Genomic DNA, 26,419 nt, shown 5'->3' on the forward strand with positions numbered 1-26,419 from the left:
AGCTTGCTCCCGCTGGGCTGCGCAGCGGCCCCAAAAAATAGAATATTCGCCTCAGACCAGCATGACACACCGAGTTGACTGGTTTCAGGGCCGCTTCGCGCTGGAGCGCCAGCCCGGCCCAGCGGGAGCAAGCTCCCTCGCCACAATTGGTCTCCCACCGATACACAAAATGAAGAAGGGCGCCGTTGGGCGCCCTTCTTCATTTGCGCTGCATCAGCTTTGCAGTGCCGGTTGTTGCCGCGCTCCGTTGATCGGGATGCGCTTGGCCTTGGCCTCTTCCGGGATCACCCGCAGCAGGTCGATGCTCAACAGACCGTTGCTCAGGCCGGCGGATCTGATCTCGATATGATCGGCCAACCGGAAGGACAGCTTGAACGCACGCTGGGCGATGCCCTGGTGCAGGTAGGTGACGCTGTCGTTACTGGCTTCACGCTTGCCGCCACTGATGGTCAGCACACCTTTTTCCACTTGCAGGTCCAGGTCTTCTTCCTGGAACCCAGCGGCGGCGACCACGATGCGGTACTCGTCATCACCATGTTTTTCCACGTTGTAGGGTGGATAGCTGCTGCCCGGCTCGTTGCGCAGGGCGGTTTCGAACAAGTCGTTGAAACGGTCGAAACCTACCGAGAAACGGAACAGCGGGGCCAGCGAAAATGCAGTACTCATGATTCAAATCTCCTGAAAAATTCAGCAAGTTTTTTGTCTCCGCGACCCGAATTCGGCATCGCGTAACCCTTATCTAAGGACCGCCAAAAACTTTTCAAGAGCTTCTTCTGAAATTTTTTCAGGCCGCTTCGGTGCGCTGCACACCCAGCAAATGGCCCACCGCATCCAGGTCGGTTTCCCGGCGCAACGCGGTAAACAGTGCCACCGCTTCGGGGTAATTGCGGGTCAGCATCGCCAGCCACTGCTTCAACCGGCCTGGAGCCTGGCGTGGTGTCAGTTGCTCGACCACCTGCACCCAAAAGTCGTGGAGCATCGGCTGCAGCTCGGCCCAGGACATCTCGACCACGTCCTCACCGGCCCGAGCGGCGGCGATCTGCCGGGCCAGGTCAGGACGGGAAACGAGACCGCGACCGAGCATGATGTCTTCGACACCGCTGATTTCGCGGCAACGGCGCCAATCCTCAACGCTCCAGATATCGCCATTGGCGAACACCGGCACCTTGACCACTTCCTGCACCCGGGGAATCCACTCCCAGTGGGCCGGAGGCTTGTAGCCATCAACCTTGGTCCGCGCATGCACCACGATATGCGCCGCGCCGCCTTCGGCCAGTGCCGTGGCACACACCAGCGCACCGTCCGGGCTATCGAAACCCAGGCGCATCTTGGCGGTGACCGGAATGTGTTTTGGCACCGCACGACGCACGTGCTCGACGATTTCGTTGAGCAGTTCCGGCTCCTTGAGCAACACCGCCCCGCCCCGGGATTTGTTCACGGTCTTGGCCGGGCAACCGAAGTTCAAGTCGATAACCTCCGAGCCCAACTCGCACGCCAACGCCGCGTTTTCCGCCAGGCACACCGGATCGGAACCGAGCAACTGCACCCGCAACGGCACACCGGCAGCCGTCTGGGCACCGGTCAACAACTCAGGGGCGAGCTTATGGAAATAGGCAGGCGTGAGCAGACGGTCGTTGACACGGATGAACTCGGTGACACACCAGTCGATCCCGCCAACACGGGTCAGGACATCCCGCAGGATGTTGTCGACCAACCCCTCCATGGGCGCCAGGGCAATTTGCATGGAAACACACACTCGAACGAAAAAACGTGCGGCAGTTTACCGGATTTTGCCCACAACATCGGAATTGACCACCAATCCCTGTGGGAGCGAGCCTGCTCGCGAAGGCGGTGGGTCAGTTTGCGGAGATGTTGAATGTAGTGCCGCTATCGCGAGCAAGCTCGCTCCCACAGGGTTCTCGAGCGTTCAAGAATCCTGCGCTCACCACAAATCCCTTGTGGGAGCGAGCTTGCTCGCGAAAGCGGTGGGTCAGTTTGCGGAGATGTTGAATGTGCTGCCGTCATCGCGAGCAGGCTCGCTCCCACAGGGGGTCTCGAGCGTTCAAGAATCCTGCGCTCACCACAAATCCCTTGTGGGAGCGAGCTTGCTCGCGATTACGGTGGGTCAGTCGGTGAGGACCCCGGATGGTTTCAACGCAGGACCATAACCTTCGATGAATTCCGGCGGCATGCGCTTGGGCCTGCCGGTGGACAATTCGATGCAGACGAAGGTGGTCTGGGCCCGCAGCAGCGTGGCGTTGTCGCTGGGACGGACCAGCTGGAAATGCCGAGTCATCTTCAACCGCTGGTCCCAGTCGACGATCCAGGTCGCCAATTGCAGCTCATCGCCTTCATAGGCGGCCGCCAGGTAATCGATTTCATGCCGCACCACTGCCATGGCCCGGTCGAGGCGCCGGTATTCCACCAGATCCAGGCCCAGGCGCTGGGAATGGCGCCAGGCGCAGCGCTCGAGCCAGCTGACGTACACCGCGTTGTTGGCGTGGCCCAGCCCGTCGATGTCTTCGGCATTGACCTGAAGATCAATAATGAACGGTGTTGCGCGATCCCAGCCCATGCCTCTCTCCTGGTCGAATTTGGATCGGGGCAGTGTAACGGATCCTAGCTCGACCGCCATCGCGGGCAAGCCTTGCTCCCACAGATCAAGCCGATTGCCGCGCCTGCAGGCTGCGCCCGGCCAGCAGTGATAACACCCCATCAATGACCCGTGGATCGGCCAGCACCCGCTGGTGCCCGCCCTGTGGCAGTCGCAGCAAACGACTGTCGAACCAGGCTTCATGGATCAACTGCGACTCCCTCACCGAAACCGACGTGTCGTCCTCGGCATGGACGATCAACCCCGGCACGTCCAGCTGGTAATGCGCGACGTCCATCTTCGAGGCAGGCATGCCCACATCGCTTTCCACCTGGCGAATGAACGCCGAACGCGCCTTGGGCGGCAGGCCCATCATCCGGGAGAAACCGCGCAGCACCCCAAGAATGCGGGCGGGTGCGGCGATGCTGACCAGCGTCTCGGTACGCAACCCCAACTGGACGGCCAACAGGGCACTGGCGCCGCCCATGGAATGCCCGATAACGGCCTGCAACGGCGGCAGCTCAGCAGCGGCCTCGAGCATGGCCCTGGCAAACAACAGGACATTCGCCTCGCGACCCGGTGAGCGACCATGGGCCGGACCGTCCAGCGCCACCACCGTGTAACCGGCGTCCACCAGGGCCGTGATCAGCGCCGCGAACTGGGTCGGCCGCCCTTCCCAGCCATGCATCAGCAAGACTGCCGGGCCTTTGCCCCAGCGCAAGGCCGAGAGACCGAAGCGCAAGGTGATACGCTCGGACGAGGCCAGCAGCGGCAGTTCCCAATCCCGCGGCGGCAAGTTGCGCGGGCGCATGAACAGCGAACGCATCTGTTTGGCCACCAGGCGCGGAGCCACCCAACCCAGCGTGCCATTGACGCTACGAATCCAGCTCAACCTGTTCATCGCTCATCTCCAGGGCTTGCGCCTTAGCTCATCGCACCGCCGACTTGGCGGCGCGCAGCAAACGATCCGATAACTCTCCAGGGCCCAGCGCTCGCGCCAGGGCCAGGCCACCTACCATCAAGGCGATGTCGGCCAGGGCCTTGTCGGCGTCCTCCGGGCTGGCCGCCAATTGCGCGACCATCAACTCGATATGCTCATTGAGCACTTCACGAAACGCATCCGGCAGCCGGCCGAGCTCGCCGACCGACGCGGGGATCGGGCAGGCGTGTTCGGTGGAGTCACGGTGCTTGCGGGACAGATAGAACGCCGCCACCAGGGCGCGCCGCTCTTCGCCTGTCAGTTCGCCGTCCATGTCGGCGATCAGGCCGCGGCGCCGATTGAGCAATTGCTTGAATGCCTCCAGCATCAAGGCATCCTTGCTTTCGAAATGGGCATAAAAACCGCCCACCGTCAGCCCGGCCGCGCCCATCACCTCGCCCACGCTCGGCTCAGCCGGCCCACGCTGGATCAGCGCATCGCTGGCAGCCTTGAGAATGCGCTCACGGGTTTGTGCCTTTTTATCGCTCATCGTCGCCTCCGAATATTACGACTGAAATATTATTCCTATAATAATTTTCCGCAAGCGGAAATGTTGACCGCCGGTCAGAAGTCTATTTTCAAGGATAAGGGAATTGGCCGAACGCCAGACAAACAAAAGGGCCATTCAAGAATTGAATGACCCTTATAAAATCCCGCAGAGCGGGTAATCGTGGCGTCCCCTAGGGGACTCGAACCCCTGTTACCGCCGTGAAAGGGCGGTGTCCTAGGCCACTAGACGAAGGGGACACAAACCTTCTGACTTGATCAGCGCTGAGAACTGATCGATTCAAGGACGGTGTGGCCAGACCTCGAACCTGTAATTGGTGGAGCTAGACGGGATCGAACCGTCGACCTCTTGCATGCCATGCAAGCGCTCTCCCAGCTGAGCTATAGCCCCAGATTTTTCGCCTCGCGGCGGAGCGACATCTTGCAACATCGCTTCTGTAAAACTGGCGTCCCCTAGGGGACTCGAACCCCTGTTACCGCCGTGAAAGGGCGGTGTCCTAGGCCACTAGACGAAGGGGACGCAAACCCTTCTATACAACTGATCAACGCTGAGTGTTGATCGCTTCAAGACCGGTGTGGCCAGGCCTTGAAGTGTAAATTGGTGGAGCTAGACGGGATCGAACCGTCGACCTCTTGCATGCCATGCAAGCGCTCTCCCAGCTGAGCTATAGCCCCTCATCGCTGAGGACGGGGCGAATCTTAAGGGCGTATCGGAGGGCTGTCAAATTTATTTTCAACAAATTTGAAAATTTTTTGCCGGGATAACAATCACTTACCACCTTCCCCAATAAAACTGGGGCCTCGCCTGTTCCGTAGGAGCTGTGTAGGAGCTGACGAGTGCAACGAGGCTGCGATCTTCCCCCAGCTATTTGAATCTCAAGCGAAAGATCAAAAGATCGCAGCCTCGCTTCGCTCGACAGCTCCTACACAGCTCCTACAGGCCATTTAGGCGATCGCGCCCAACAGTTTTTCCCACTCCTTGTTTTCCTTCTTCGACACGCCACCGAGCAGATCGATGGCCTGGCGCAGGCGGAAACGGGTCAGGTCCGGACCGAGGATTTCCATCGCATCGAGCACCGACACCGAGCTGGCCTGGCCGGTAATGGCGGCGAACATCAGCGGCATGGCATCGCGCAGTTTCAACTCCAGCGACTCGACCACGGCCTGGATGGTCGCGGTGATGCTGTCCTTCTCCCACTGACGCAGGCTTTCGAGCTTCCACAGGATCAGTTGCATCAACTGGCGCACCTGGTCGCCCGAAAGCTTCTTGGATTCGAACAACTTCGCATCCGGCGTCACGCCACCGGCGAAGAAGAAGCCGGCCAGCGGGGCGATCTGGCTGAAGGTCTCTACCCTGCCCTGCACATGGGGCGCGATCTTCATCATGTACTCAGGGTTCAATGCCCACTTCTGCACACGTGCGGCGAACTCTTCGACCGGCAGGTCCCGCAGCCACTGGCCGTTGAGCCACGACAGTTTCTCGACGTCGAAGATCGGCCCGCCGAGGGACACGCGCGACAGATCGAAATGCTCGACCATTTCCTGCAGCGAGAACTTCTCGCGCTCGTCCGGCATAGACCAGCCCATGCGCCCCAGGTAGTTGAGCATCGCCTCGGGCATGAAGCCCATGCGCTCGTAGAACGTCACCGAGGTCGGGTTCTTGCGCTTGGACAGCTTGCTCTTGTCCGGGTTACGCAGCAGCGGCATGTAGCACAACTGCGGTTGCTCCCAGCCGAAGTATTCGTAGAGCAGGATCAGTTTCGGCGCCGATGGCAGCCATTCTTCACCGCGCAGGACGTGGGTGATGCCCATCAGGTGATCGTCGACCACGTTCGCCAGGAAGTACGTCGGCAGGCCGTCGGTCTTCATCAGCACTTGCATGTCCATGCGGTCCCACGGGATCTCGACATCGCCACGCAGCATGTCCGGCACCACGCAAACGCCTTCGCTCGGCACCTTCATGCGGATCACATGGGGCTCGCCGGCCGCCAGGCGACGGGCGACTTCTTCCTTGGACAGCAGCAGCGCCCGGCCGTCGTAACGCGGGGTTTCACCGCGGGCCATTTGCTCGGCGCGCATCTGGTCCAGCTCTTCGGCGGTGCAGAAACACGGGAACGCATGCCCCATGTCCAACAGTTGCTGGCAATACTGCTGGTAGATGTCACCACGCTCGCTCTGGCGGTACGGACCGTGCGGGCCGCCGACGTCCGGGCCTTCGCTCCAGTCGATCCCCAACCAGCGCAGGGCGTCGAAGATCTGCTGTTCAGACTCGCGGGTCGAACGCAACTGGTCGGTGTCCTCGATCCGCAGGATGAACTCGCCGCCATGCTGCTTGGCAAAGCAATAGTTGAACAAAGCGATGTAGGCGGTGCCAACATGGGGATCGCCAGTGGGCGAAGGCGCGATGCGGGTGCGGACGGTGGTCATGGCATGTCTCGGAAAGAATATAAAAGCGAAGATCAAACAGGGGGCGAATGGTAACAGGCGATGGCGGGCGGGCTCCAGTGAGAGCGGGATTTGTGTCGCCAGTCGTCAGACCGAGTCGCGCTCATCGCGAGCAAGCTCGCTCCCACAGGGGGACTCGATCAAACTGTGGGAGCGAGCTTGCTCGCGATGAGGCCCTTAAAGCCGCCAAAGAACCTCAGACAGCCAGCAACCGCTCACGCAACTTGCCAATCTCATCACGCAACTGCGCCGCCGCCTCGAACTCCAGGTCCCGGGCCAGTTGGTACATTTTCTCTTCCAACTGGCGGATGCGCTTGGTGATTTCGCTCGGCGAGCGCAGTTCGGCCTCGTAACGAGCGCTCTCTTCGGCCGCCTTGGCCATGCCCTTGCGCTTCTTGCTGCGCGAGCCAGGCACGGTGGCGCCCTCCATGATGTCGGCGACGTCCTTGAACACGCCCTTGGGGGTGATGCCGTTGGCCAGGTTGAAGGCGATCTGCTTGTCGCGACGGCGCTCGGTCTCGCCGATGGCCCGCTCCATGGAGCCAGTGATGCGGTCGGCATACAGAATCGCCCGGCCATTGAGGTTACGCGCCGCGCGACCGATGGTCTGGATCAGCGAACGCTCGGAACGCAGGAAACCTTCCTTGTCGGCGTCGAGAATCGCCACCAGCGACACTTCCGGCATGTCCAGGCCTTCGCGCAGCAGGTTGATGCCCACCAGCACATCGAAGGTGCCCAGGCGCAGGTCGCGGATAATCTCGACCCGCTCCACGGTGTCGATGTCCGAGTGCAGGTAGCGCACCCGCACACCATGGTCGGCCAGGTAGTCGGTGAGGTCTTCGGCCATGCGCTTGGTCAGCGTGGTGACCAGCACCCGCTCCTCCACCGCCACTCGCTTGGAGATTTCCGAGAGCAGGTCATCGACCTGGGTCAACGCCGGGCGCACCTCGACTTGCGGATCCACCAGCCCGGTCGGCCGCACCACTTGCTCGACCACGCGGCCGGCATGCTCAGCCTCGTAGTTGCCGGGGGTGGCCGAGACAAAAATCGTCTGCGGGCTCACGCTTTCCCATTCGTCGAAGCGCATCGGTCGGTTGTCCAGCGCCGAGGGCAGGCGGAAGCCGTACTCCACCAGGGTTTCCTTGCGCGAACGGTCGCCTTTGTACATGGCGCCGACCTGGGGCACGCTGACGTGGGATTCGTCAATGACCAGCAAGGCATCGGCCGGCAGGTAGTCATACAAGGTGGGCGGCGGCGCGCCCGCCGGACGGCCCGACAGGTAGCGCGAGTAGTTTTCGATGCCGTTGCAGTAGCCCAGCTCCAGGATCATCTCCAGATCGAACCGGGTCCGCTGCTCCAGGCGCTGGGCTTCCACCAACTTGTTGTTCGAACGCAGGTATTCCAGGCGCTCCTGCAACTCGACCTTGATCCCTTCGATGGCGTCCAGCAGGGTTTCCCGGGGCGTCACGTAGTGGCTCTTGGGGTAGAAGGTGAAGCGTGGCAACTTGCGGATCACTTCACCGGTCAGCGGGTCGAACGCCGAGAGACTCTCCACTTCATCGTCGAACAGCTCGATGCGGATCGCTTCCAGGTCCGATTCCGCCGGGTAGACGTCGATCACATCGCCACGCACCCGGAACGTCGCCCGGGCGAAATCCATGTCGTTGCGGGTGTACTGCAAGTCCGCCAGGCGCCGCAGCAAGGCGCGCTGGTCGAGTTTGTCGCCACGGTCCACGTGCAGCACCATCTTCAGGTAGGTTTCCGGGCTGCCCAGACCGTAGATGCACGACACCGTGGTGACGATGATCGCGTCCTTGCGCTCGAGCAAGGCCTTGGTCGCCGACAGTCGCATCTGTTCGATGTGGTCGTTGATCGAGGCATCCTTCTCGATGAAGGTGTCCGACGACGGCACGTAGGCCTCGGGCTGGTAGTAGTCGTAGTAGGAAACGAAGTACTCCACGGCGTTATTCGGGAAAAACGCCTTGAACTCACCGTACAGCTGCGCCGCCAGGGTCTTGTTCGGCGCCAGTACCAGGGTCGGGCGCTGAATCTGGGCGATCACGTTGGCAATGCTGAAGGTCTTGCCCGAGCCGGTCACACCGAGCAGCGTCTGGTGCGCCAGCCCGGCCTCGATGCCCTCGACCATCAGGCGGATGGCTTCCGGCTGATCGCCGGCGGGCTGGAAGCGGGTGACTAGCTGGAATTCAGACATGACATAACCTCTGGATTCACCCCTGTCGGCCAGCCGACAGGAACGAGAAAGACCGAAACGACTGATGTCGCCCGAGGAAAAAACTGGAATGCACACAATGTGGAGGTGAATGCCTTCGCTTTCAAGACGAACGTCCTACACGCCTTGAAGACTTTGACGCGGCGAGAGGACTAACGGTCGAAAAAAATCGTAAAAACTTAGCGTAAAAACCGAATCGCCTGTCGCCGTGCCGGGTGATGGCCTCTATACTAGCTCCCCGTTTGTGCACCGCTCTAGTGCATTCGGCTGGAGCGCCACATCTCCCCTCACTCTCCATTAGAGCCGCGCAATAATGAGCCTGTTTTCCGCTGTCGAATTGGCACCCCGCGACCCCATCCTGGGCCTCAACGAAGCTTTCAACGCCGACACCCGTACCAATAAGGTCAACCTGGGTGTAGGTGTTTACTGCAATGAAGAGGGGCGTATTCCACTCCTGCGCGCCGTTGTCGAGGCCGAGACGGCTCGCGTGGCTCAGCACGTTTCCCGTGGCTACCTGCCGATCGACGGCATTGCCGCCTACGACCAGGCCGTGCAGACCTTGCTGTTCGGCAAGGATTCGCCGCTGATCGCCTCCGGTCGCGTCATTACCACCCAGGCCGTGGGCGGCACCGGTGCACTGAAGATCGGTGCCGACTTCCTCAAGCAACTGCTGCCTGATGCCGTCGTCGCCATCAGCGACCCAAGCTGGGAAAACCACCGCGCCCTATTCGAAACCGCCGGCTTCCCGGTGCAGAACTACCGCTACTACGACGCCGCCACCCACGACGTGAACCGCAGCGGCCTGCTGGAAGACCTCAACGCCCTGCCCGACCGCTCGATCGTTGTGCTGCACGCCTGCTGCCACAACCCGACCGGCGTGGACCTGAGCCCGGAAGACTGGAAAAACGTGCTGGCCGTGGTCAAGGCCAAGAACCACGTTCCGTTCCTGGACATGGCCTACCAGGGCTTCGGCACCGGTATCGACGAAGACGCGGCGGCCGTGCGCCTGTTCGCCGAGTCGGGCCTGACCTTCTTTGCCTCCAGCTCGTTCTCCAAGTCGTTCTCGCTGTACGGCGAGCGCGTCGGCGCCCTGTCGATTGTCAGCGAATCGAAAGAAGAAAGTGCCCGCGTGCTGTCCCAGGTCAAGCGCGTGATCCGCACCAACTACTCCAACCCACCGACCCACGGCGCCAGCATCGTCGCCGCCGTGCTCAACAGCCCTGAACTGCGGGCCCAGTGGGAAGCCGAGCTGGCCGAAATGCGCCTGCGCATTCGCGGCATGCGCGTCCAGATGGTGGACATGCTGGCCAAGGCCGCCCCGCACCACGACTTCAGCTTCGTCGCACGCCAGAGCGGGATGTTCTCCTACTCCGGCCTGACCGTTGAACAAGTGACGCGCCTGCGCAACGAGTTCGGCATCTATGCTCTGGACACCGGTCGCATCTGCGTGGCCGCGCTGAACCAGAACAACATCGATGCGGTGACCAAGGCCATCGTCCAGGTGATCTGACGCCTCGGCGCCGAATGAAAAACGGGAAGCCATTGGCTTCCCGTTTTTTTTGGCCTGATGCCTCTGTGGCCTGCTTCTGTGGCCTGCTTCTGTGGCGAGGGAGCTTGCTCCCGCTGGGGTGCGAAGCGGCCCTAAACCAGGCAACTCGGTGTGTCAGGCTGAGTGAGTTGACTGTTTTGGGGCTGCTTCGCAGCCCAGCGGGAGCAAGCTCCCTCGCCACAAAAGCAAAACCACCAAAGCAAGGCCACAAAAGCAAGGCCACAAAAGCATCTGGCACGACTCTCGGTGAGGCTACAACTCCGTCGCCCGCTGGCTCGCCGCATCGTCATAAATGACATACAACGACTCGGCCACCTGGCTCTTGATCGCCTTGGTGCTTTCCAGCCCCAGGACAAAGCCCTCGGCCTTGCCGCCGGCGCGGTTCAGTTCTTCAGCGGTGCTGGCCTGGGTGATGGCGTCGTACAGTTTCTCGGCATGAGGCCCCACGCCCTTGGGCAAGCTGATCTGAGCGGTACTCACAAGAGCACCTCGGCGCGGCGGACACAGAGAAGGGGTAACAGGTGGTTCATGGCGCGTACCTTAATGTCGGCGAATGGCCGGCAGCGCGTCCTGCCACTTCCGGGCGACCATGGTAGTCCTCTCCTGCCCTGGCGGTAACTGCCAATCGTTGATTGACCGTCAAAGGGCACCAGGAATGCGCCGTCCGGCAATGGACGCTTGACTTCTCTTTGCCAATCAGTAACATACGCGCCATTCCGCGATAGCTCAGTTGGTAGAGCAAGTGACTGTTAATCACTGGGTCCCTGGTTCGAGTCCAGGTCGTGGAGCCAGACAGCAACAAACAAAAGCCCCTGAATCGAAAGATCCAGGGGCTTTTTTGTGGGTAAAAAATAGACTAATGGCCGTATATGCCTGGCCGAGGTCGCTACCGGAACAATAATCCGGCGCCAAAAAGGCATTATGGTCCGGATCCTGCTTTCTTTTCTCCAACAACCCAAGCTGTCACGTGAGCGTCATGACCGGGCCGCAAACTGGCTCTGTCCGCCAACAACAGCTTCATAAAAACAAGGACGAAGGTATGCCCACACAAAACCCCCATCGCATCGTCGGCCTGTGCACCTCCAGCAAGGTGTACAACGTGCTGACCGAACTCAAGCAACTGGAAGGCCACCGCAGCGCCAAGTTCCTTTCCCTGCTGGCGGAAAACCTGGTGCGCAAGGGCCTGCTCAACGAGCAGGAAGTGGTGCACATGCTCGATCTGGTCGTCGATTGAGCGGCATCGATTCCTACTATTGAGCCGGTTGATTTTTCGTTACCCCCACTGAGTCGTAAGGTAACCCCATCGATTGATGGAGGTTTCCCATGCCCAAGGTTCAAATCATGTCTGTCATTGGCAGCGCCGTCCCCGCCCCACTCCGGGAGCTCGGGTTGCTGGCCTGCTGGTATCTGGTGCAAGACGGCGTAACCATCAGCGGCCCGCTGACTTCACTGCCCGCCGCCCAGGCCCTGTCGCAACGTATTGGCCCCTACCTGCTGAGCGCCTAAGGCAACTGCACCCGCGGTGTGGTTTCGACGAACAGGGCCCAACTCGACATGAACAGCGCGGCGATCAGCGGCCCGATCACGAAGCCATTGAGCCCGAACACCGCCAGCCCGCCCAGTGTCGAGACCAGCACCATGTAGTCGGGCATCTTGGTGTCCTTGCCCACCAGGATCGGACGCAGGAAGTTGTCCACCAGGCCGATCACGAACACCCCGAACAGCGTCAGCACCACGCCCTGCCAGATCGCCCCCGAAAGCAGGAAATACACCGCCACCGGCGCCCAGACGAGGCCCGCCCCCACCGCCGGCAACAACGACAGGAACGCCATCAGCACCGCCCAGGGCAACACCGTTGGAATCCCCAGGACCCAGAAGATCAGCCCACCCAGCGCCCCCTGGCTGATGGCGACCAGCAGGTTGCCTTTTACCGTGGCGCGCACCACCCGATTGAATTTCAACTGCAGGCGGCGCTTTTGGTGTTCGGCCAAGGGAACGGCCGTGCGCACCTTGCGCACCAGCTCCGCGCCGTCGCGCAGAAAGAAGAACAGCAGGTAGATCATCACGAAGAAGCTGACCAGGAACTGAAAGGTCCCCTGCCCGAAACTGAAGGCCTGGGTGGCGAAGAACTCGCTGCCCTGCATCGCGCTCTTGACGATCTTGTCGCGCAAGCCGTTCAGGTTGCCCAGGCCGAAGCGGTCCAGCAGGTGCTGAAAGTACGGCGGCAAGGCATCCTTGAAACGGGCCAGGTAATCGGCAATGTCCAGTTCTCCGCTTTCCAGGCTCTTGTACAGCGCCGCGCCTTCCTGGACCAACAACGTACTGATGATGATCACCGGCAAGATCGCGCTGACCACGCAGATGCTCAACGTGAACAGCGAGGTGACATTGCGGTGCCAGCCGAATTTCAACTGTAGGCGGCGCTGCATCGGCGCAAAGACGATGCCCAGGATCACCGCCCAGAACACCGCGCCGTAAAACGGCAGCAGAATCCAGATGAACGCAATGGTGACCAGCACCAGGAGCAACATCTGGGCTTTGTTTTGCAGCATCTTTCGATTCATCAGCTTTCCATGTCCAAAGGCGGGATAAACATTAGTCAGCCAGGACTCGTGGGAGTGCCTTCTCGTTTGCGCCGTGCATTGATTCAGATCAATAGGGCCTGGCCGACCATGGGCTACCCTCGCCGCCTTTTGCGATCCGACGCCATCATGACCCTCGCCGCCCCCGAACTACTGGCCCCCGCCGGCACCCTGAAAAACATGCGCTATGCCTTCGCCTACGGTGCCGATGCGGTGTATGCCGGCCAGCCGCGCTACAGCCTGCGAGTGCGCAACAACGAGTTCGACCATGCGAACCTGGCCTTGGGCATTGCCGAGGCCCAGGCCATGGGCAAGCGCTTCTACGTGGTGGTGAACATCGCCCCGCACAACGCCAAGCTGCGCACCTTCCTCAAAGACCTTGAACCGGTGATTGCCATGGCGCCGGACGCGCTGATCATGTCCGACCCGGGGCTGATCATGCTGGTGCGCCGGCACTTCCCACAGATGCCGATTCACCTGTCGGTGCAGGCCAACACGGTGAACTGGGCGAGCGTCGAGTTCTGGCAGCAGCAGGGCTTGAGCCGGATCATCCTGTCCCGGGAACTGTCCCTGGAGGAAATCGCCGAGATCCGCGAGCAGGTGCCGGCCATGGAGCTGGAAGTGTTCGTCCACGGCGCGCTGTGCATGGCCTATTCCGGACGCTGCCTGCTGTCCGGCTATTTGAACAAGCGCGACGCCAACCAGGGCAGTTGCACCAACGCCTGTCGCTGGAAATATTCGGCCCAACCGGCGGTGGAAAACGCCGTGGGCGACATTGTGCAGAGTTATCAGCCCGAGCCGACCCTGGGCCTCGGCGCGCCCACCGACCAGGTGTTTTTGCTTCAGGAAGCCAACCGCCCGGAAGAATCCATGCCGGCCTTCGAGGACGAGCACGGCACCTACATCATGAATGCCAAGGACCTGCGCGCCGTACAACACGTCGAGCGCCTGGCGCGCATGGGTGTGCATTCGCTGAAGATCGAAGGCCGGACCAAGTCGCACTTCTATTGCGCGCGCACCACCCAGGTGTATCGCCAGGCCATCGATGACGCGGTGGCCGGCCGGGAATTTGATCGTGGCCTGATGACCGACCTGGAGTCCCTGGCCCAGCGCGGCTACACCGAAGGTTTTCTAAGGCGCCACGTGCACGACGAATACCAGAACTACCAGAACGGCAGCTCAGTGTCGGAGCGCCAGCAGTTCGTCGGCGAACTGACCGGCGAACGGCGCGAACGCCTGGCCGAAGTAAAGGTGAAGAACCGCTTTGGCCTCGGCGATCACATGGAACTGATGACCCCCAAGGGCAATTTCCACTTCGACCTGCATCACTTGCAGAACGCCAAAGGCCAGGGCATCGAGGTGGCACCGGGGGATGGGCACGTGGTGTACGTGCCCATCCCGGATGCGGTGGATCTGCGGTTCGGGTTGTTGATGCGCGATGTGCGCGAGCCTTAGCACTGGCACTGATCCAATAATGCAGGCGCCGCAGAACACTGTGGGAGCGAGCTTGCTCGCGATGGCGTCGGATCAGCCAATATTCATTTGACTGACACACCGCTATCGCGAGCAAGCTCGCTCCCACAGGTTTGGGACGGTCTGCCGTGCACGGCAAGAACTGCCGAAGGCTGCGATCCTTCTTTCTCGATAAGACCCGGTTGCCCAGGTGAAAACATCTGGATCGAGAGCAAAAGATCGCAGCCTTCGGCAGCTCCTGCTGCGATGGGATCAGATCCGGAACTGCCCCACCAGCTTGCCCAGGCGCTGGCCCAGGTCGGCCAGGCTGCGGGAAGTCTGGGCGCCGAGTTGGGTCTCGTCGGCGACGCTGTCCACGGCCACGGCGATCTGATGCACGCTGCGGTTGATTTCCTCGGCCACCGCGGTCTGCTCTTCGGCAGCGCTGGCGATCTGGGCGTTCATCGAGTTGATGGTGCCGATCAGTTGCGCCATGGTGTCCAGGGAGGCGCCGGCCTCGTTGGCCCGTTCCGAGGTGCCGTCACCGGCCTCACTGGAACGGCGCATCGCTTCCACCGCCGCGTGGGTGCCTGATTGCAGGCGATCGATCATGCCCTGGATTTCCTGGGTGCTCTGCTGGGTCCGGCTGGCCAGGGCCCGCACTTCATCGGCCACCACCGCAAAACCACGCCCGGCCTCGCCAGCACGCGCGGCCTCGATAGCGGCGTTGAGGGCCAGCAGGTTGGTCTGCTCGGCAATCGAACGAATCACCCCGAGCACGCTGACAATCGAGGCCACGTCCTGCTGCAGGCTATCCAGGGACACGCCACTGCTGCGAATATCGTTCACCAACGCATGAATCTGCTGGATGCTGCCGGCCACCACGCGCTTGGCCGACTGTCCTTCCTCGTCGGTCTGCTGGGCCGCGACGGCGGCACCCTGGGCGCTGCGGGCGACTTCCTGGGCCGCCGAGGACATCTCGTTGATCGCCGTGGCGACTTGATCGGTTTCGTGGCGCTGACGTTCCATCGCCTGCTCGGAGCGCTGGGCCTGCTCGGAGACTTGCGTCACCAGGCCGGTCAGTTGCGAGGTCATGTCGGTGATCTGCCGCACCAGGCCGTGGATCTTGTCGACGAAGCGGTTGAACGAACCGGCCAACTGGCCAAGCTCGTCCTGGCTGGTGATAGCCAGGCGGCGGGTCAGGTCGCCCTCACCCGCGGCGATGTCGTCGAGGTTGTCCTTCATCAGGTTCAAGGGACGCAGGATCGTGTTGGCGAGCACCAGGCCCACCACCGCAATCACCAGCAACACCACCGCGGCGATCCCGACGATGCTCAAGATCACACCTTGCAGACGTTCATGGACCGTGGCTTGCACCAACGCCACCTGGCCTTCGATGCCGTCCAGGTTGACCGAGCTGCCGACTGCCAGGTCCCACTTGGACAGGTATTCGGTGTAGCCGAGCTTGGGCACCAGGTCTTTGCTGTTGGGCAGCGGCGAGCTGTATTCGAGGTAGTGAGTCCCGTCCTTGGCGACTTTCACCAGGTCGCGGTTGACGTAGACACCGTTCGGGTCGCGGTTGTCCTTGAAACTCTTGCCCACGCCATCGGGGCTGTTGGCCTTGAACAGACGAATGGTCTCGGAGTCGTAGCCGAAGAAATAGCCGTCCTTGCCGTAGCTGATGTTCGACAGCAGCTTGATCGCCTGGGCACGCGCCTCGTTATCGCCAGGCGCGGCGGCATCGTAGAGCGGCTTGATGGCGGTCAGGCCCACCGCCACGTAGTTCTGCAGCGTGGCCTTGGCCTCGCTGAGCAGGCGCTCGCGGGTCTGCTGGACCTCTTTGCTAGCTTGCTCCTTCAAGATGAAAGCCGTGGTCAGGCTGATGATCACGGCGGACAGCAATACCGGCAGTATCGCAAGGGACAGGACTTTAGCCTTCAGGCTCAGGCGCATGCTGTTCACTCTTGTAGGTGTTATTGGCGTGGTTAGCTGTATTAACGGCATCGCACGGCAAAACTGTAGGGCAAGGTGAACGGTCCGTCGGCAGGGTCGTTGGATTCAGGACCTCATCGCGAGCAAGCTCGCTCCCACAGGGGAACGCATTCCACTGTGGGAGCGAGCTTGCTCGCGATTGAGGCAACTCGGTATTGAGGTTACAACACCATCGCCGCCACCCAACCAAACACCAGCAGCGGCAGGTTGTAGTGGATGAAGGTCGGGACCACGGTGTCCCAGATGTGATGGTGCTGGCCGTCGATGTTCAGGCCCGAGGTCGGGCCCAGGGTCGAGTCCGAGGCGGGCGAGCCGGCATCGCCCAGGGCGCCGGCGGTGCCGACGATGCAGACGATCGCCAGCGGGCTGAAGCCCAGTTGCAGGCACAGTGGTACGAAAATCGTCGCCAGGATCGGCACCGTGGAAAACGACGAGCCGATGCCCATGGTCACCAGCAGCCCCACCAGCAACATCATCAGCGCGCCGATGCCCTTGTTGTGGCCGATCCAGGCCGCCGAAGACTCCACCAGGCTCTGGACTTCGCCGGTGGCCTTCATCACTTCGGCGAAGCCTGAGGCCGCGATCATGATGAAGCCGATCATCGCCATCATCTTCATGCCTTCGGTGAACAGGTCGTCAGTCTCGCGCCAGCGCACCACCCCCGACAGCGAGAAAATCAGGAACCCGACCAGGGCGCCGATGATCATCGAGTCCACCAGCAGTTGCACCGCGAACGCCGCCGCCACCGCAAACCCGGCCACCATCAGGCTCAGCGGGTTGTAGTTCACCTTCACCTGCTCGACCCGGGCAATTTTCTTCAGGTCGTAGACGCGCTTCTTGCGGTAGGAGAACAACGACAACAGCAAGCCAAACACCATGCCCAGCGCCGGAATGCCCATGGCATGGGTGACGTTGATGCCGCTGACGTCCACACCGCTGCGGGCGATGTTGGCCAGGAGGATTTCGTTGAGGAAGATATTGCCGAAACCCACTGGCAGGAACATGTAGGGCGTGATCAGGCCGAAGGTCATGACGCAGGCGATCAACCGGCGGTCCAACTGCAGCTTGGTCAGTACGTAGAGCAGCGGCGGCACCAACAGCGGGATGAAAGCGATGTGGATCGGCAAAATGTTCTGGGAGGCGACCGCGACCGTTCCCAGCAGACCGATCAGCACCCATTTGACGCCCGTGCCGCCGGCAGCGTCCTGGCGATCCACCAGGGCCAGGGCTTTGTCCGCCAGGGCGTGGGCCATGCCGGACTTGGCAATCGCCACGGCGAAGGCACCGAGCAAGGCGTAGGACAACGCCACTGTCGCACCGCCACCCAGGCCGGCATTGAACGCCTTGAGCGTCGCCTCGATCCCCAGGCCGCCCGTGAGGCCACCCACCAACGCGCCGATAATCAGCGCGATCACCACATGCACGCGGGACAGGCTGAGCACCAGCATGACGCCAACCGCGGCAATTACTGCATTTATCATCATTACCTCAAAGCACAGCGATGGAAAGCCACCGGACAAAAAGGTCGCGACTTTGCAGCAAGCGGCGGCAAGCTGCAAGGGCCGTGGGGCGGGTTTTCAAGTCTCGCAATATTTGCAGCCACCACTGCCCCCTGTGGGAGCGAGCTTGCTCGCGATAGCGGTCTGACAGTCCATGCATCATTGCCTGACACACCGCCATCGCGAGCAAGCTCGCTCCCACAGGGGGGTGGACTTCAGCGCTTGGGCAATTCGATCACCACCTTCAACCCGCCCCACTCGCTGTCGTCCAACGCCAGCAGGCCGCCCCAGGTGTCGACGATGTCCCGCACGATGCCCAGGCCCAGGCCGTGTCCATCGGTCTGTTCATCCAGTCGCGTGCCGCGGCTGAACACCTGGTCGCGGCGATCCCTGGGAATGCCGGGGCCGTCGTCTTCCACGGCCAGGCTGAACCCGTCGGCTGTCTCGATCATGGTCAGTCGCACTTCGGCGTCGGCCCATTTGCAGGCGTTGTCCAGCAGGTTGCCCAGCAGTTCCAGCAGGTCTTCACGATCCCACGGCAGGTGCAGGCCAGACGGGGCGACGTAGCTCAGGTGCAGGTGTTCGCCGTGGATCATGTTCAGCGTGGCCAGCAACCCCGGCAGCTCGGCGTCGCAGTCCAGGTGCGCGCCGGGCAAGGCATCACCGGACAAGCGGGCGCGGTTGAGTTCGCGGTTCAGGCGCTGGCGGACCTGCTCCAGTTGCTCGAGCAACAGTTTGCGCAACTCGGGATACGGATCGAGCTTCTCGTTCGAAGCCAGGCTTTGCAGCACCGCCAGCGGGGTTTTCAAGGCATGGCCGAGGTTGCCCAGGGCGTTGCGCGAACGCTTGAGGCTGTCCTCGGTGTGGGCCAGCAGATGGTTGATTTGCGCCACCAGCGGCTCCAGTTCCCGTGGCACCTGTTCGTCGAGTTGCGAACGCTGCCCGCGCTGCAACTGGGCAATCTGCTCCCGCGCCCGGTCCAGCGGACGCAAGGCGCGGCGCACGGTGATGCGGTGCAGCAACAGAATCAACAGCAGCCCCGCCAACCCCAGCCCGAGGCCGATCTGCTGCATTCGGCGGAAGCTGTCACGCACCGGCGTGTAATCCTGGGCCACGCTGATGGAGATCGCCTGGCCCAGCCGTCGATAGTCGGTACGCAGCACCAGCAGCTTCTGACCCTCAGGCCCCAGTTGCAGGTTGCTGTGCAGGCCCGGGTGGTCGAGCCGGGGCAATTCCTGGTCCCACAGGGAGCGGGAGCGCCAGTGCACATCGGCAAAGTCGATGCGGAAATAATGCCCGGAAAACGGCCGCTGATAGGCCGGCGACAAACGTCGTTCATCCAGTTGCAACCCCTGTGGGCCGCGCACCAGGGCCACCAGCAGGTTTTCGCTGTCGTTGCGCAGCCCGGCTTCCAGGTAACGCTGCAAGCCCAGCTCGAACAGCCACAGGCTGGTCTGTGCCAGGACCAGGCCGACCACCACCATCACACCGATCAACCCCAGGCTCAGGCACCGCTGGATGGATCTCACTGCGCCTGCCCGCCGAACAGGTAACCCTGGCCGCGACGGGTTTCGATCACACTGCGTCCCAGCTTGCGCCGCAGGTGATTGACGTGGACTTCGAGCACGTTGGAGTCGCGCTCGGTCTCACCGTCATACAGGTGTTCGGCGAGATGGCTTTTGGAAAGGATCTGCTCGGGATGCAGCATGAAATAGCGCAACAGGCGGAACTCGGCCGCCGTGAGCTGGATGTCGGTGCCGTCGCGGACCACGCACTGGCGACTCTCATCCAGGTGCAATCCGGCCGATTTCAGCGTCGGCTGGTTGACCTGGCCGTGGGAGCGGCGCAGCAACGCCTGGATCCGCAACTGCAGCTCCTCAGGATGAAAAGGTTTGGTCAGGTAATCGTCGGCCCCGGCCTTGAGGCCTTCGATGCGCTCGGCCCAGGACCCGCGTGCGGTAAGGATCAACACCGGCGTGCTCAGGCCACCGGCACGCCATTGGGCGAGCACCTCGAGCCCCGGCACGCCCGGCAGGCCGAGATCGAGGATGATCAGGTCGTAGGGTTCGCTGCTGCCCTGGTACACCGCGTCGCGACCATCGGCGAGCCAGTCGACAGCGTAGCCCTGGCGTGCAAGCCCGGCCATCAGTTCGTCGGCCAGGGGCACATGATCTTCCACCAGAAGCAGGCGCATCAGTCTTCCTTATCTTTGAGTAGGCGGCCGGTCGCGGCCTCCAGGTCCAATTCGCGCACGACGCCGTCGGTGTCCAGTAATTCGACCTCATAAATATAGACGCCGTGCTTTTCCTCCAGCTCGGCTTCCAGCAGTTTGGCGCCGGGATGCAAGTCCAGCGCCTGTTGCAGCAGGTGCTCCAGCGGCAAGATCACACCCTGCTGGCGCAGTTGCAGGGCCTCGTCCTGATCCAGGTCCCGGGCCACGGCCAGCGAACAAAACGCCAGCAGCGCCAGCGCCCATCGACTATGGGCGCGCAGATTAAGCTTCATTACGTATCCTGATGATTCTTGAGCACCTTGCCGTTGGTGGCGTCCAATTCCAGATCCCACTCAATGCCCTTCGTATCGCGCAGTTCCACTTGGTAAATGTACTTGCCGTACTCTTCGTCCAGCTCGGTATCGGTCAAGGTGGCGCCAGGGTGTTCGGCCAGGGCAGCGGCGTTGAGTTTTTCAAAGGACAGGATGGTACCAGCGTCTTGCAGTTTGCGGGCTTCGTCCGTGTCCAGGTCTCGTGCGTGAACCAGGCTGGTTCCCAGTGCCATGAGGGTCGCGATGAAAAAGGCAGTCAGGCGGTTCATGGGTTATCTCCTTCTTATAATCTTTACCGGGGGGACTGTATCGGGGTGAACTTAACTGAAACTGAATGGCCATCATGGAACCCACATCAATGTGGGAGCGAGCTTGCTCGCGATGGCGGTCTATCCGTTGATATCGATGTGACAGAACTGACGCTATCGCGAGCGAGCTCGCTCCCACAGGGTTTTGTGTCGTTATAATCAGCCGCTTACCCGTATTCGAGACCGGTATGACCGCCATCCACATCAAGTTTCCCGCCCTCACCCTCAAGGCCGGCCCCCGTGCGTTCGGGCGGATTCGCCAGGCCGGCTTGAACGCTGCCGACGTCGGCATCCTGCCGGGCGCTGCCGGTGGTCCCAAGGCCCTGGGCATCCAGGGGCTGGACCTGGCGCTGTTCGGCGAATGGCTGCCCGCCGAGCCCCGGGAGCGCTCGCTGATCGGGGCCTCGGTGGGTGCCTGGCGCTTCGCCAGCGCCTGCCTGCCGGATGCCGCCGAGGGAATCCGGCGCCTGGGCACGCTGTACAACGAACAAAGCTTTGCCAAAGGCGTGACCATGGCCGGGGTCAGCCAGAGCTCGCAACGCATGCTCGATGATTTGCTCGACGGCCGCGACGCTTCGATCCTCGATAACCCGCGATACCGGCTCAACATCATGGTGGTCAAGAGCCACGGCCTGCTGGCCCAGGATCATCGCGGCCGACTGGGCCTGGGCTTGTCGTCGGTGATCGCCGACAACCTGCGAGGCCGGGCACGGCTGTCGCGGCATTTCGAACGGCTGATCATTCATGACCCGCGCCTGGCCCCGCCCCTGCATCCGTTGAATGACTTTCCGTCACGCTTCGTTCCGCTGGCTGCCGGCAACCTGCGCCAGGCCCTGCTGGCCTCGGGCTCGATCCCGATGGTCATGGAAGGCGTGCGCGACCTGCCGGGTGCCGGGGCTGGCACCTACCGCGACGGCGGTCTGCTGGACTACCACCTCGACCTGCCGTACAGCGGCGAAGACATCGTGCTCTATCCGCACTTCACCGACCGGGTCATTCCCGGCTGGTTCGACAAGGGCCTGCCGTGGCGCCGGGGCAACGTCGACCGCCTGCAAGACGTGCTGTTGCTGGCACCGTCGCGTGAATACCTGGCGCGCCTGCCCTACGGCAAACTGCCGGACCGCAACGACTTCAAGCGTTTCATGGGCGATGACCCGAGCCGTCGCCAGTACTGGCGCACGGCGATGGACGAGAGCCGCCGGCTCGGTGATGAGTTCCTGGAACTGGCGGCCAACGGCGGGTTGGGCGAGCGTTTGCTGACCCTTTAGTCAGCACGGTCGCGCAACGCCGTTATCAAACTGATAAACTGCGCCGCCTGCCTCGCGACCGATATCTAAAGAGCCCGAACCTGTGGAAATTTTCAAAGAGTTTACCTTCGAATCCGCCCACCGCCTGCCCCACGTGCCGGACGGCCACAAGTGCGGCCGCCTTCACGGCCACTCGTTCAAGGTGGCGATTCACCTGAGCGGCGACATCGACCCGCACACCGGCTGGATTCGCGACTTCTCGGAAATCAAGGCGATCTTCAAGCCGCTCTACGAGCGCCTGGACCACAACTACCTCAACGACATTCCTGGCCTGGAAAACCCCACCAGCGAAGTGTTGGCCAAGTGGATCTGGAATGAATTGAAGCCATTGCTGCCGGAACTCAGCGCCATCCGCATCCATGAGACCTGCACCAGCGGTTGCATCTACCACGGCGAATAAAACCTGTGGGATCCGCCTGTAGGGTCCCACCTGTGGGAGCAAAGCTTGCTCGCGATAAAGATTGCACGGTCTCTTCGGAACCGAGGCGCCTGTATCGCGGGCAAGCCTTGCTCCCACAAAATCTGGCGCCACCATTGGGGTTTCCCTGTCCCGTCAGCATTGACCTATGCTCTACCCCCTGAGCCATTTTCAGGGGAGTATCGAGCATGACCCACTGGCCGCTGGATCACACATACGACTTCAACGGACACCCCATCCGCTACGCCATCCACGGCGACGGCCCGCCGCTGGTGTTTGTCCACGGCACTCCCTTCTCTTCCTACGTGTGGCACCGCATCGCCCCGCTGTTCTTCGCAACCCACACGGTGCATTACTTCGACCTGCTGGGGTATGGCCAGTCCGCGCAACCGGATGCCGATGTGTCCCTGGGCGTGCAAAACCAGCTACTCGCGCAACTGCTGGAGCACTGGGGCCTGGACTGCCCGGATGTGGTGGCCCATGACTTTGGCGGCGCCACGGCCCTGCGCACGCACCTGCTCAATGGCAAGGACTACCGCAGCCTGACCCTGATCGACCCGGTGGCCCTGTCGCCCTGGGGTTCACCCTTTGTCCAGCATGTACGCCAGCATGAAGCGGCGTTCAGCGGCCTGCCCGACTACATCCAGCGGGCGATCGTGCCGACCTATATCCGCGGTGCGATCAAACGGGACATCCCGGACGCCGAACTGGCGCCCTACGTGCAGCCGTGGCTTGGCGAGCCCGGCCAGGCGGCGTTCTACCGGCAGATTGCGCAGATGGACGAGCGTTATACCCGCGAAGCCGAGGGCTTGTACCCGACCGTGCGCTGCCCGACGCAGATACTGTGGGGCGAGGATGACCAGTGGATCCCCATCGAGCGCGGGCGGGCCCTGCACCAGCTGATTCCAGGTGCACAGTTCCACCCTGTTCCGAACGCCGGGCACCTGGTCCAGGAAGACGCGCCGGAGGCCGTCGTGGCGGCGGTGTTGCGGTTCCTGGCATGAAGAACCCTGCATTCCATTGTGGGAGCGAGCTTGCTCGCGATAGCGTCAGGTCAGCCACATCGCCGTCAACTGATCTACCGCTATCGCGAGCAAGCTCGCTCCCACAGGGAAACCGGATAGGCAGTGAGAACTGTGTTCCAACTTGAATCACCGCCGCACCGCTTTCGATCCCTTCGCCCACCCAATCCCCAGGATTGTCTATAAATAACCTCGCGATCACTCGCTTGGCACGGCCGCTGCACGCTTGCGATATACCCCTCACCCGCAAGGACCGCCACATGACTCAGAACGATCCGGGCAATGACTACCCCTTGAGCGAAGTCCCGATGCACGCTCGCAAGGGCCTGGCCTCCACGGCCATGGTGCTGCTGGGTTTCACCTTTTTCACCGCCACCATGTTTGCCGGCGGCAAGCTGGGGGTAGCGTTCGGTTTTGCCGAAATGCTCACGGTCATCGTCATCGGCAATCTGCTGCTGGGTCTCTACGCCGCCGGCCTGGGCTACATCGCCTTCAAGAGCGGGCTCAATTCGGTGCTGATGGGCCGCTTCTGTTTCGGCGAGGTGGGCAGCAAGCTCAGCGACTTGATCCTGGGGTTCACCCAGATCGGCTGGTACGCCTGGGGCACAGCGACCGCCGCGGTGGTGCTGGGCAAGTATTTCCAATTGAGCGAAGGCACCGTGCTGGGATTGATGGTGCTGTTCGGCCTGGGGTTCTGTGCCACGGCCTATGTTGGTTATCGCGGGCTGGAAATCCTCTCGTACCTCGCCGTGCCGGCCATGATGTTGCTGCTGATGTTGTCGATGTGGGTCGCGACGGTGAAGGTCGGCGGTCTCGAGGGCTTGTTGGCGGTGGTGCCGACGGGCAGTCTCGACTGGTCCACTGCCATCACGTTGGTGTTCGGCACCTTCGTCAGCGGCGCGACCCAGGCGACCAACTGGACGCGGTTTTCCCGCTCGGCGAAGGTCGCGGTGCTGGCGAGCCTGATCGGCTTCTTCCTGGGTAACGGCCTGATGGTGCTGATCGGCGCCTACGGAGCCATCGTCTATCAACAACCGGACGTGGTCGAAGTGTTGCTGCTGCAGGGCTTCGCCATGGCGGCGATGGCCATGTTGCTGCTCAACATCTGGAGCACCCAGGACAACACCATCTACAATTTCGCCGTGGCAGGTTGCAACCTGCTGCGCACCCGCCGGCGCAAAACCGTGACCCTGGGCGGCGCGGTGATCGGCACGCTGCTGGCGCTGCTGGGCATGTACGATTTGCTGGTGCCGTACCTGATCCTGCTGGGCACGGTGATCCCACCCATCGGCGGGGTGATCATGGCCGATTTCTTCTTCCGCTGGCGTGGTCGTTACCCGCGCCTGGCCGAGGCGCAACTGCCGGCGTTCAACTGGCCCGGGCTGTTGGCCTATGGGGTTGGCACCGTCGCGGCGTTCAATTCGCCATGGATCGCGCCACTGGTAGGAATCGCTGCCGGCGCGCTAACGTATGTGCTATTGATCAGCGTAATGGGTACTCGCACCGCTGATGCGCCCCTACAAGACCTCTAAAGGATTCGCTTGATGCACATCATCAACGCCCGTCTGCGTAACCGTGAAGGCTTGCATGAACTGCACCTGGAAAACGGCCTGATCGCCAACATCGCCCGCCAGACCGAGGCCCCCAGCCTCGGCCCGGAAGACCTCGATGCCGGCGGCAACCTGGTGGTCCCGCCCTTCGTCGAACCGCACATTCACCTGGACGCGACCCTCACTGCGGGCGAGCCGCGCTGGAACATGAGCGGCACACTGTTCGAAGGCATTGAGTGCTGGGGCGAACGCAAGGCCACCATCACCGAAGAAGACACCAAGACCCGCGCCAAGAAAACCATCCAGGCCCTCGCCGCCCATGGCATCCAGCATGTGCGCACCCACGTCGACGTGACCGACCCCCAGCTTACGGCGCTCAAGGCGCTGCTGGAGGTGCGCGAGGAAAGCCGTCACCTGATCGACATGCAAATCGTCGCGTTTCCCCAGGAGGGCATCGAGTCCTATCGCAACGGCCGCGAGCTGATGGAAGAAGCGATCCGCATGGGCGCCGACGTGGTGGGCGGCATTCCCCACTTCGAGTACACCCGCGACCAGGGTGTCAGCTCGGTGAAATTCCTCATGGACCTGGCCGAACGCACCGGGTGCCTGGTGGATGTGCATTGCGACGAAACCGATGACCCGCACTCACGTTTCCTCGAAGTGCTCGCCGAAGAAGCCCGCAGCCGCGACATGGGCGCGCGGGTCACGGCCAGCCACACCACGGCCATGGGCTCCTACGACAACGCCTACTGCGCCAAGTTGTTCCGCCTGCTCGGGCACTCAGGCATCAGCTTTGTCTCTTGCCCAACCGAAAGCATTCACCTGCAAGGGCGCTTCGATAACTTCCCCAAACGCCGCGGTGTCACCCGGGTCAATGAACTGCTCGAGGCCGGGATGAATGTGTGCTTCGGCCAGGACTCCATCGTCGACCCGTGGTACCCGCTGGGCAACGGCAACATCTTGCGGGTCCTCGAAGCCGGCCTGCACATCTGCCACATGCTCGGCTACCGCAACCTGCAAAGCGCCCTGGACCTGGTCACCGACAACAGCGCCAAGGCCATGGCCCTGGGCGAGCGCTACGGCCTGGAACCCGGTCGCCCGGCGAACCTGCTGATCCTGTCGGCGGACAGTGACTACGAAGTGATCCGCAGCCAGGGCTTGCCGCTCTATTCGATTCGCAACGGTGAAGTGCTGATGAAGCGGCAGATGCCGGTGGTGGAGTTTGCGCAGCAGCCAGGCTGATTCCCACAACCCCTTGTGGGAGCGAGCTCGCTCGCGATGGCGGTCTACCCGTTGATATGGATGTGACTGACCCGCCGCTATCGCGAGCAAGCTCGCTCCCACAATGGATCTGTGTCGGATACACCATTTCTATCCACTGAAGCCCCCCTGTGGGAGCGAGCTCGCTCGCGATAGCGGCATCAGCCACACCGCAAAACTTC

24 protein-coding genes, 5 tRNA genes and 1 pseudogene are annotated in these 26,419 nt (G+C 62.0%); 10 read left to right on the forward strand and 20 right to left on the reverse strand.

Annotated features, from left to right (window positions below; genetic code table 11):
* Positions 1–213 precede the first annotated feature (213 nt).
* The 11 genes from QMK47_RS19655 to uvrB form a co-directional block, all read right to left on the reverse strand.
* The gene (locus tag QMK47_RS19655; RefSeq protein WP_320389181.1) at positions 214–666 is read right to left on the reverse strand and encodes an Hsp20 family protein; all 453 of its coding nucleotides are present in this window, start codon (positions 664–666) and stop codon (positions 214–216) included.
* Positions 667–784: 118 nt separating this feature from the next.
* Positions 785–1,744: a tRNA dihydrouridine synthase gene (locus QMK47_RS19660; protein ID WP_214510503.1), complete on the reverse strand. Its 960-nt coding sequence runs from the start codon at positions 1,742–1,744 to the stop codon at positions 785–787.
* A gap of 381 nt (positions 1,745–2,125) precedes the next feature.
* A complete protein-coding gene (locus QMK47_RS19665; RefSeq protein ID WP_320389182.1) occupies positions 2,126–2,575 on the reverse strand; it encodes a thioesterase family protein in 450 nt (149 codons plus the stop codon).
* Between the two features lie 85 nt (positions 2,576–2,660).
* Positions 2,661–3,494 (reverse strand): alpha/beta fold hydrolase, encoded by an 834-nt coding sequence (locus QMK47_RS19670; protein WP_018612410.1) that lies wholly within the window; start codon positions 3,492–3,494, stop codon positions 2,661–2,663.
* A 28-nt stretch (positions 3,495–3,522) separates the two neighbouring features.
* Complete coding sequence (locus QMK47_RS19675) at positions 3,523–4,062, reverse strand: TetR/AcrR family transcriptional regulator (RefSeq protein ID WP_003203880.1); 540 nt, start codon at positions 4,060–4,062, stop codon at positions 3,523–3,525.
* 181 nt (positions 4,063–4,243) lie between these two features.
* Positions 4,244–4,319, reverse strand: a tRNA-Glu gene (locus tag QMK47_RS19680).
* A 75-nt stretch (positions 4,320–4,394) separates the two neighbouring features.
* A tRNA-Ala gene (locus QMK47_RS19685) sits at positions 4,395–4,470 on the reverse strand.
* 53 nt (positions 4,471–4,523) lie between these two features.
* Positions 4,524–4,599, reverse strand: a tRNA-Glu gene (locus QMK47_RS19690).
* 79 nt (positions 4,600–4,678) lie between these two features.
* Positions 4,679–4,754, reverse strand: a tRNA-Ala gene (locus tag QMK47_RS19695).
* Positions 4,755–5,024: 270 nt separating this feature from the next.
* A complete protein-coding gene (gltX, locus tag QMK47_RS19700) occupies positions 5,025–6,506 on the reverse strand; it encodes a glutamate--tRNA ligase (protein WP_320389183.1) in 1,482 nt (493 codons plus the stop codon).
* A gap of 214 nt (positions 6,507–6,720) precedes the next feature.
* Positions 6,721–8,736, reverse strand: coding sequence for an excinuclease ABC subunit UvrB (gene uvrB, locus QMK47_RS19705; RefSeq protein WP_214510500.1), 2,016 nt, complete (start codon positions 8,734–8,736; stop codon positions 6,721–6,723).
* 331 nt (positions 8,737–9,067) lie between these two features.
* On the opposite strand from uvrB, the gene QMK47_RS19710 reads away from it, so the two are divergent.
* Entirely contained in the window at positions 9,068–10,264 is a 1,197-nt protein-coding gene (locus QMK47_RS19710; RefSeq protein ID WP_253476598.1) for an amino acid aminotransferase, read from the forward strand.
* A 291-nt stretch (positions 10,265–10,555) separates the two neighbouring features.
* On the opposite strand, the gene QMK47_RS19715 is transcribed toward QMK47_RS19710, so the two are convergent.
* Complete coding sequence (locus tag QMK47_RS19715) at positions 10,556–10,783, reverse strand: hypothetical protein (protein ID WP_018612405.1); 228 nt, start codon at positions 10,781–10,783, stop codon at positions 10,556–10,558.
* 235 nt (positions 10,784–11,018) lie between these two features.
* Here QMK47_RS19715 and QMK47_RS19720 point away from each other — a divergent pair.
* From QMK47_RS19720 to QMK47_RS19730, 3 genes are all read left to right on the forward strand, one after another.
* Positions 11,019–11,094, forward strand: a tRNA-Asn gene (locus tag QMK47_RS19720).
* 248 nt (positions 11,095–11,342) lie between these two features.
* Complete coding sequence (locus tag QMK47_RS19725) at positions 11,343–11,537, forward strand: hypothetical protein (RefSeq protein ID WP_003203896.1); 195 nt, start codon at positions 11,343–11,345, stop codon at positions 11,535–11,537.
* Positions 11,538–11,626: 89 nt separating this feature from the next.
* Positions 11,627–11,809 carry a hypothetical protein gene (locus QMK47_RS19730; protein ID WP_003203898.1) on the forward strand — a complete coding sequence of 61 codons (183 nt, stop codon included), beginning with the start codon at positions 11,627–11,629 and terminating at the stop codon, positions 11,807–11,809.
* On the opposite strand, the gene QMK47_RS19735 is transcribed toward QMK47_RS19730, so the two are convergent.
* On the reverse strand, positions 11,806–12,867 hold the full coding sequence (locus QMK47_RS19735) for an AI-2E family transporter (protein ID WP_253476600.1): 1,062 nt from the start codon (positions 12,865–12,867) through the stop codon (positions 11,806–11,808). The genes QMK47_RS19730 and QMK47_RS19735 overlap by 4 nt on opposite strands.
* 147 nt (positions 12,868–13,014) lie before the next feature.
* Here QMK47_RS19735 and yegQ point away from each other — a divergent pair, with 147 nt between their 5' ends.
* Positions 13,015–14,340 (forward strand): tRNA 5-hydroxyuridine modification protein YegQ, encoded by a 1,326-nt coding sequence (gene yegQ / locus QMK47_RS19740; protein ID WP_253476602.1) that lies wholly within the window; start codon positions 13,015–13,017, stop codon positions 14,338–14,340.
* Positions 14,341–14,610: 270 nt separating this feature from the next.
* Here the strand turns inward: yegQ and QMK47_RS28785 are convergent, their stop codons facing one another.
* From QMK47_RS28785 to QMK47_RS19770, 7 genes and pseudogenes are all read right to left on the reverse strand, one after another.
* On the reverse strand, positions 14,611–15,432 hold the full coding sequence (locus tag QMK47_RS28785) for a methyl-accepting chemotaxis protein (RefSeq protein ID WP_371914218.1): 822 nt from the start codon (positions 15,430–15,432) through the stop codon (positions 14,611–14,613).
* 84 nt (positions 15,433–15,516) lie between these two features.
* Positions 15,517–16,341 (reverse strand): annotated as a pseudogene (locus tag QMK47_RS28790) (cache domain-containing protein); the annotation flags it as partial.
* Positions 16,342–16,490: 149 nt separating this feature from the next.
* Positions 16,491–17,807 carry a Na+/H+ antiporter family protein gene (locus QMK47_RS19750; RefSeq protein ID WP_320390545.1) on the reverse strand — a complete coding sequence of 439 codons (1,317 nt, stop codon included), beginning with the start codon at positions 17,805–17,807 and terminating at the stop codon, positions 16,491–16,493.
* Positions 17,808–18,043: 236 nt separating this feature from the next.
* A complete protein-coding gene (locus tag QMK47_RS19755; protein ID WP_253476606.1) occupies positions 18,044–19,357 on the reverse strand; it encodes a sensor histidine kinase in 1,314 nt (437 codons plus the stop codon).
* Entirely contained in the window at positions 19,354–20,022 is a 669-nt protein-coding gene (locus QMK47_RS19760; RefSeq protein ID WP_063320294.1) for a response regulator transcription factor, read from the reverse strand. The genes QMK47_RS19755 and QMK47_RS19760 overlap by 4 nt, the downstream gene beginning before the upstream one ends.
* Entirely contained in the window at positions 20,022–20,333 is a 312-nt protein-coding gene (locus QMK47_RS19765; RefSeq protein WP_134925124.1) for a PepSY domain-containing protein, read from the reverse strand. The genes QMK47_RS19760 and QMK47_RS19765 overlap by 1 nt, the downstream gene beginning before the upstream one ends.
* On the reverse strand, positions 20,333–20,641 hold the full coding sequence (locus QMK47_RS19770) for a PepSY domain-containing protein (RefSeq protein WP_320389184.1): 309 nt from the start codon (positions 20,639–20,641) through the stop codon (positions 20,333–20,335). Before QMK47_RS19770 ends, QMK47_RS19765 begins: the two co-directional genes overlap by 1 nt.
* A gap of 227 nt (positions 20,642–20,868) precedes the next feature.
* On the opposite strand from QMK47_RS19770, the gene QMK47_RS19775 reads away from it, so the two are divergent.
* The 5 genes from QMK47_RS19775 (at position 20,869) to codA (ending at position 26,219) form a co-directional block, all read left to right on the forward strand.
* A complete protein-coding gene (locus QMK47_RS19775; protein WP_214510493.1) occupies positions 20,869–21,948 on the forward strand; it encodes a patatin-like phospholipase family protein in 1,080 nt (359 codons plus the stop codon).
* Between the two features lie 82 nt (positions 21,949–22,030).
* Complete coding sequence (gene queD, locus QMK47_RS19780) at positions 22,031–22,387, forward strand: 6-carboxytetrahydropterin synthase QueD (RefSeq protein WP_003203918.1); 357 nt, start codon at positions 22,031–22,033, stop codon at positions 22,385–22,387.
* 206 nt (positions 22,388–22,593) lie between these two features.
* Entirely contained in the window at positions 22,594–23,409 is an 816-nt protein-coding gene (locus tag QMK47_RS19785) for an alpha/beta fold hydrolase (RefSeq protein WP_253476613.1), read from the forward strand.
* 278 nt (positions 23,410–23,687) lie between these two features.
* Positions 23,688–24,959, forward strand: a complete 1,272-nt coding sequence (gene codB, locus QMK47_RS19790) for a cytosine permease (protein WP_253476615.1) — start codon at positions 23,688–23,690, stop codon at positions 24,957–24,959.
* Between the two features lie 12 nt (positions 24,960–24,971).
* On the forward strand, positions 24,972–26,219 hold the full coding sequence (codA, locus tag QMK47_RS19795) for a cytosine deaminase (RefSeq protein WP_214510490.1): 1,248 nt from the start codon (positions 24,972–24,974) through the stop codon (positions 26,217–26,219).
* Positions 26,220–26,419: the final 200 nt, after the last annotated feature.

The sequence above is a fragment of the Pseudomonas sp. P9_35 genome, from assembly GCF_034008205.1.
In the GTDB taxonomy this organism is placed as follows: Bacteria; Pseudomonadota; Gammaproteobacteria; order Pseudomonadales; family Pseudomonadaceae; genus Aquipseudomonas; species Aquipseudomonas kilonensis.

Coding starts and splice junctions, on each gene's coding strand:
- QMK47_RS19655 (WP_320389181.1), bottom strand. CDS start 666: ATGAGTACTGCATTTTCGCTGGCCCCGCTGTTCCGTTTCTCGGTAGGT.
- QMK47_RS19660 (WP_214510503.1), bottom strand. CDS start 1,744: ATGCAAATTGCCCTGGCGCCCATGGAGGGGTTGGTCGACAACATCCTG.
- QMK47_RS19665 (WP_320389182.1), bottom strand. CDS start 2,575: ATGGGCTGGGATCGCGCAACACCGTTCATTATTGATCTTCAGGTCAAT.
- QMK47_RS19670 (WP_018612410.1), bottom strand. CDS start 3,494: ATGAACAGGTTGAGCTGGATTCGTAGCGTCAATGGCACGCTGGGTTGG.
- QMK47_RS19675 (WP_003203880.1), bottom strand. CDS start 4,062: ATGAGCGATAAAAAGGCACAAACCCGTGAGCGCATTCTCAAGGCTGCC.
- gltX (WP_320389183.1), bottom strand. CDS start 6,506: ATGACCACCGTCCGCACCCGCATCGCGCCTTCGCCCACTGGCGATCCC.
- uvrB (WP_214510500.1), bottom strand. CDS start 8,736: ATGTCTGAATTCCAGCTAGTCACCCGCTTCCAGCCCGCCGGCGATCAG.
- QMK47_RS19710 (WP_253476598.1), top strand. CDS start 9,068: ATGAGCCTGTTTTCCGCTGTCGAATTGGCACCCCGCGACCCCATCCTG.
- QMK47_RS19725 (WP_003203896.1), top strand. CDS start 11,343: ATGCCCACACAAAACCCCCATCGCATCGTCGGCCTGTGCACCTCCAGC.
- QMK47_RS19730 (WP_003203898.1), top strand. CDS start 11,627: ATGCCCAAGGTTCAAATCATGTCTGTCATTGGCAGCGCCGTCCCCGCC.
- QMK47_RS19735 (WP_253476600.1), bottom strand. CDS start 12,867: ATGAATCGAAAGATGCTGCAAAACAAAGCCCAGATGTTGCTCCTGGTG.
- yegQ (WP_253476602.1), top strand. CDS start 13,015: ATGACCCTCGCCGCCCCCGAACTACTGGCCCCCGCCGGCACCCTGAAA.
- QMK47_RS28785 (WP_371914218.1), bottom strand. CDS start 15,432: ATGACCTCGCAACTGACCGGCCTGGTGACGCAAGTCTCCGAGCAGGCC.
- QMK47_RS19760 (WP_063320294.1), bottom strand. CDS start 20,022: ATGCGCCTGCTTCTGGTGGAAGATCATGTGCCCCTGGCCGACGAACTG.
- QMK47_RS19765 (WP_134925124.1), bottom strand. CDS start 20,333: ATGAAGCTTAATCTGCGCGCCCATAGTCGATGGGCGCTGGCGCTGCTG.
- QMK47_RS19770 (WP_320389184.1), bottom strand. CDS start 20,641: ATGAACCGCCTGACTGCCTTTTTCATCGCGACCCTCATGGCACTGGGA.
- QMK47_RS19775 (WP_214510493.1), top strand. CDS start 20,869: ATGACCGCCATCCACATCAAGTTTCCCGCCCTCACCCTCAAGGCCGGC.
- QMK47_RS19785 (WP_253476613.1), top strand. CDS start 22,594: ATGACCCACTGGCCGCTGGATCACACATACGACTTCAACGGACACCCC.
- codB (WP_253476615.1), top strand. CDS start 23,688: ATGACTCAGAACGATCCGGGCAATGACTACCCCTTGAGCGAAGTCCCG.
- codA (WP_214510490.1), top strand. CDS start 24,972: ATGCACATCATCAACGCCCGTCTGCGTAACCGTGAAGGCTTGCATGAA.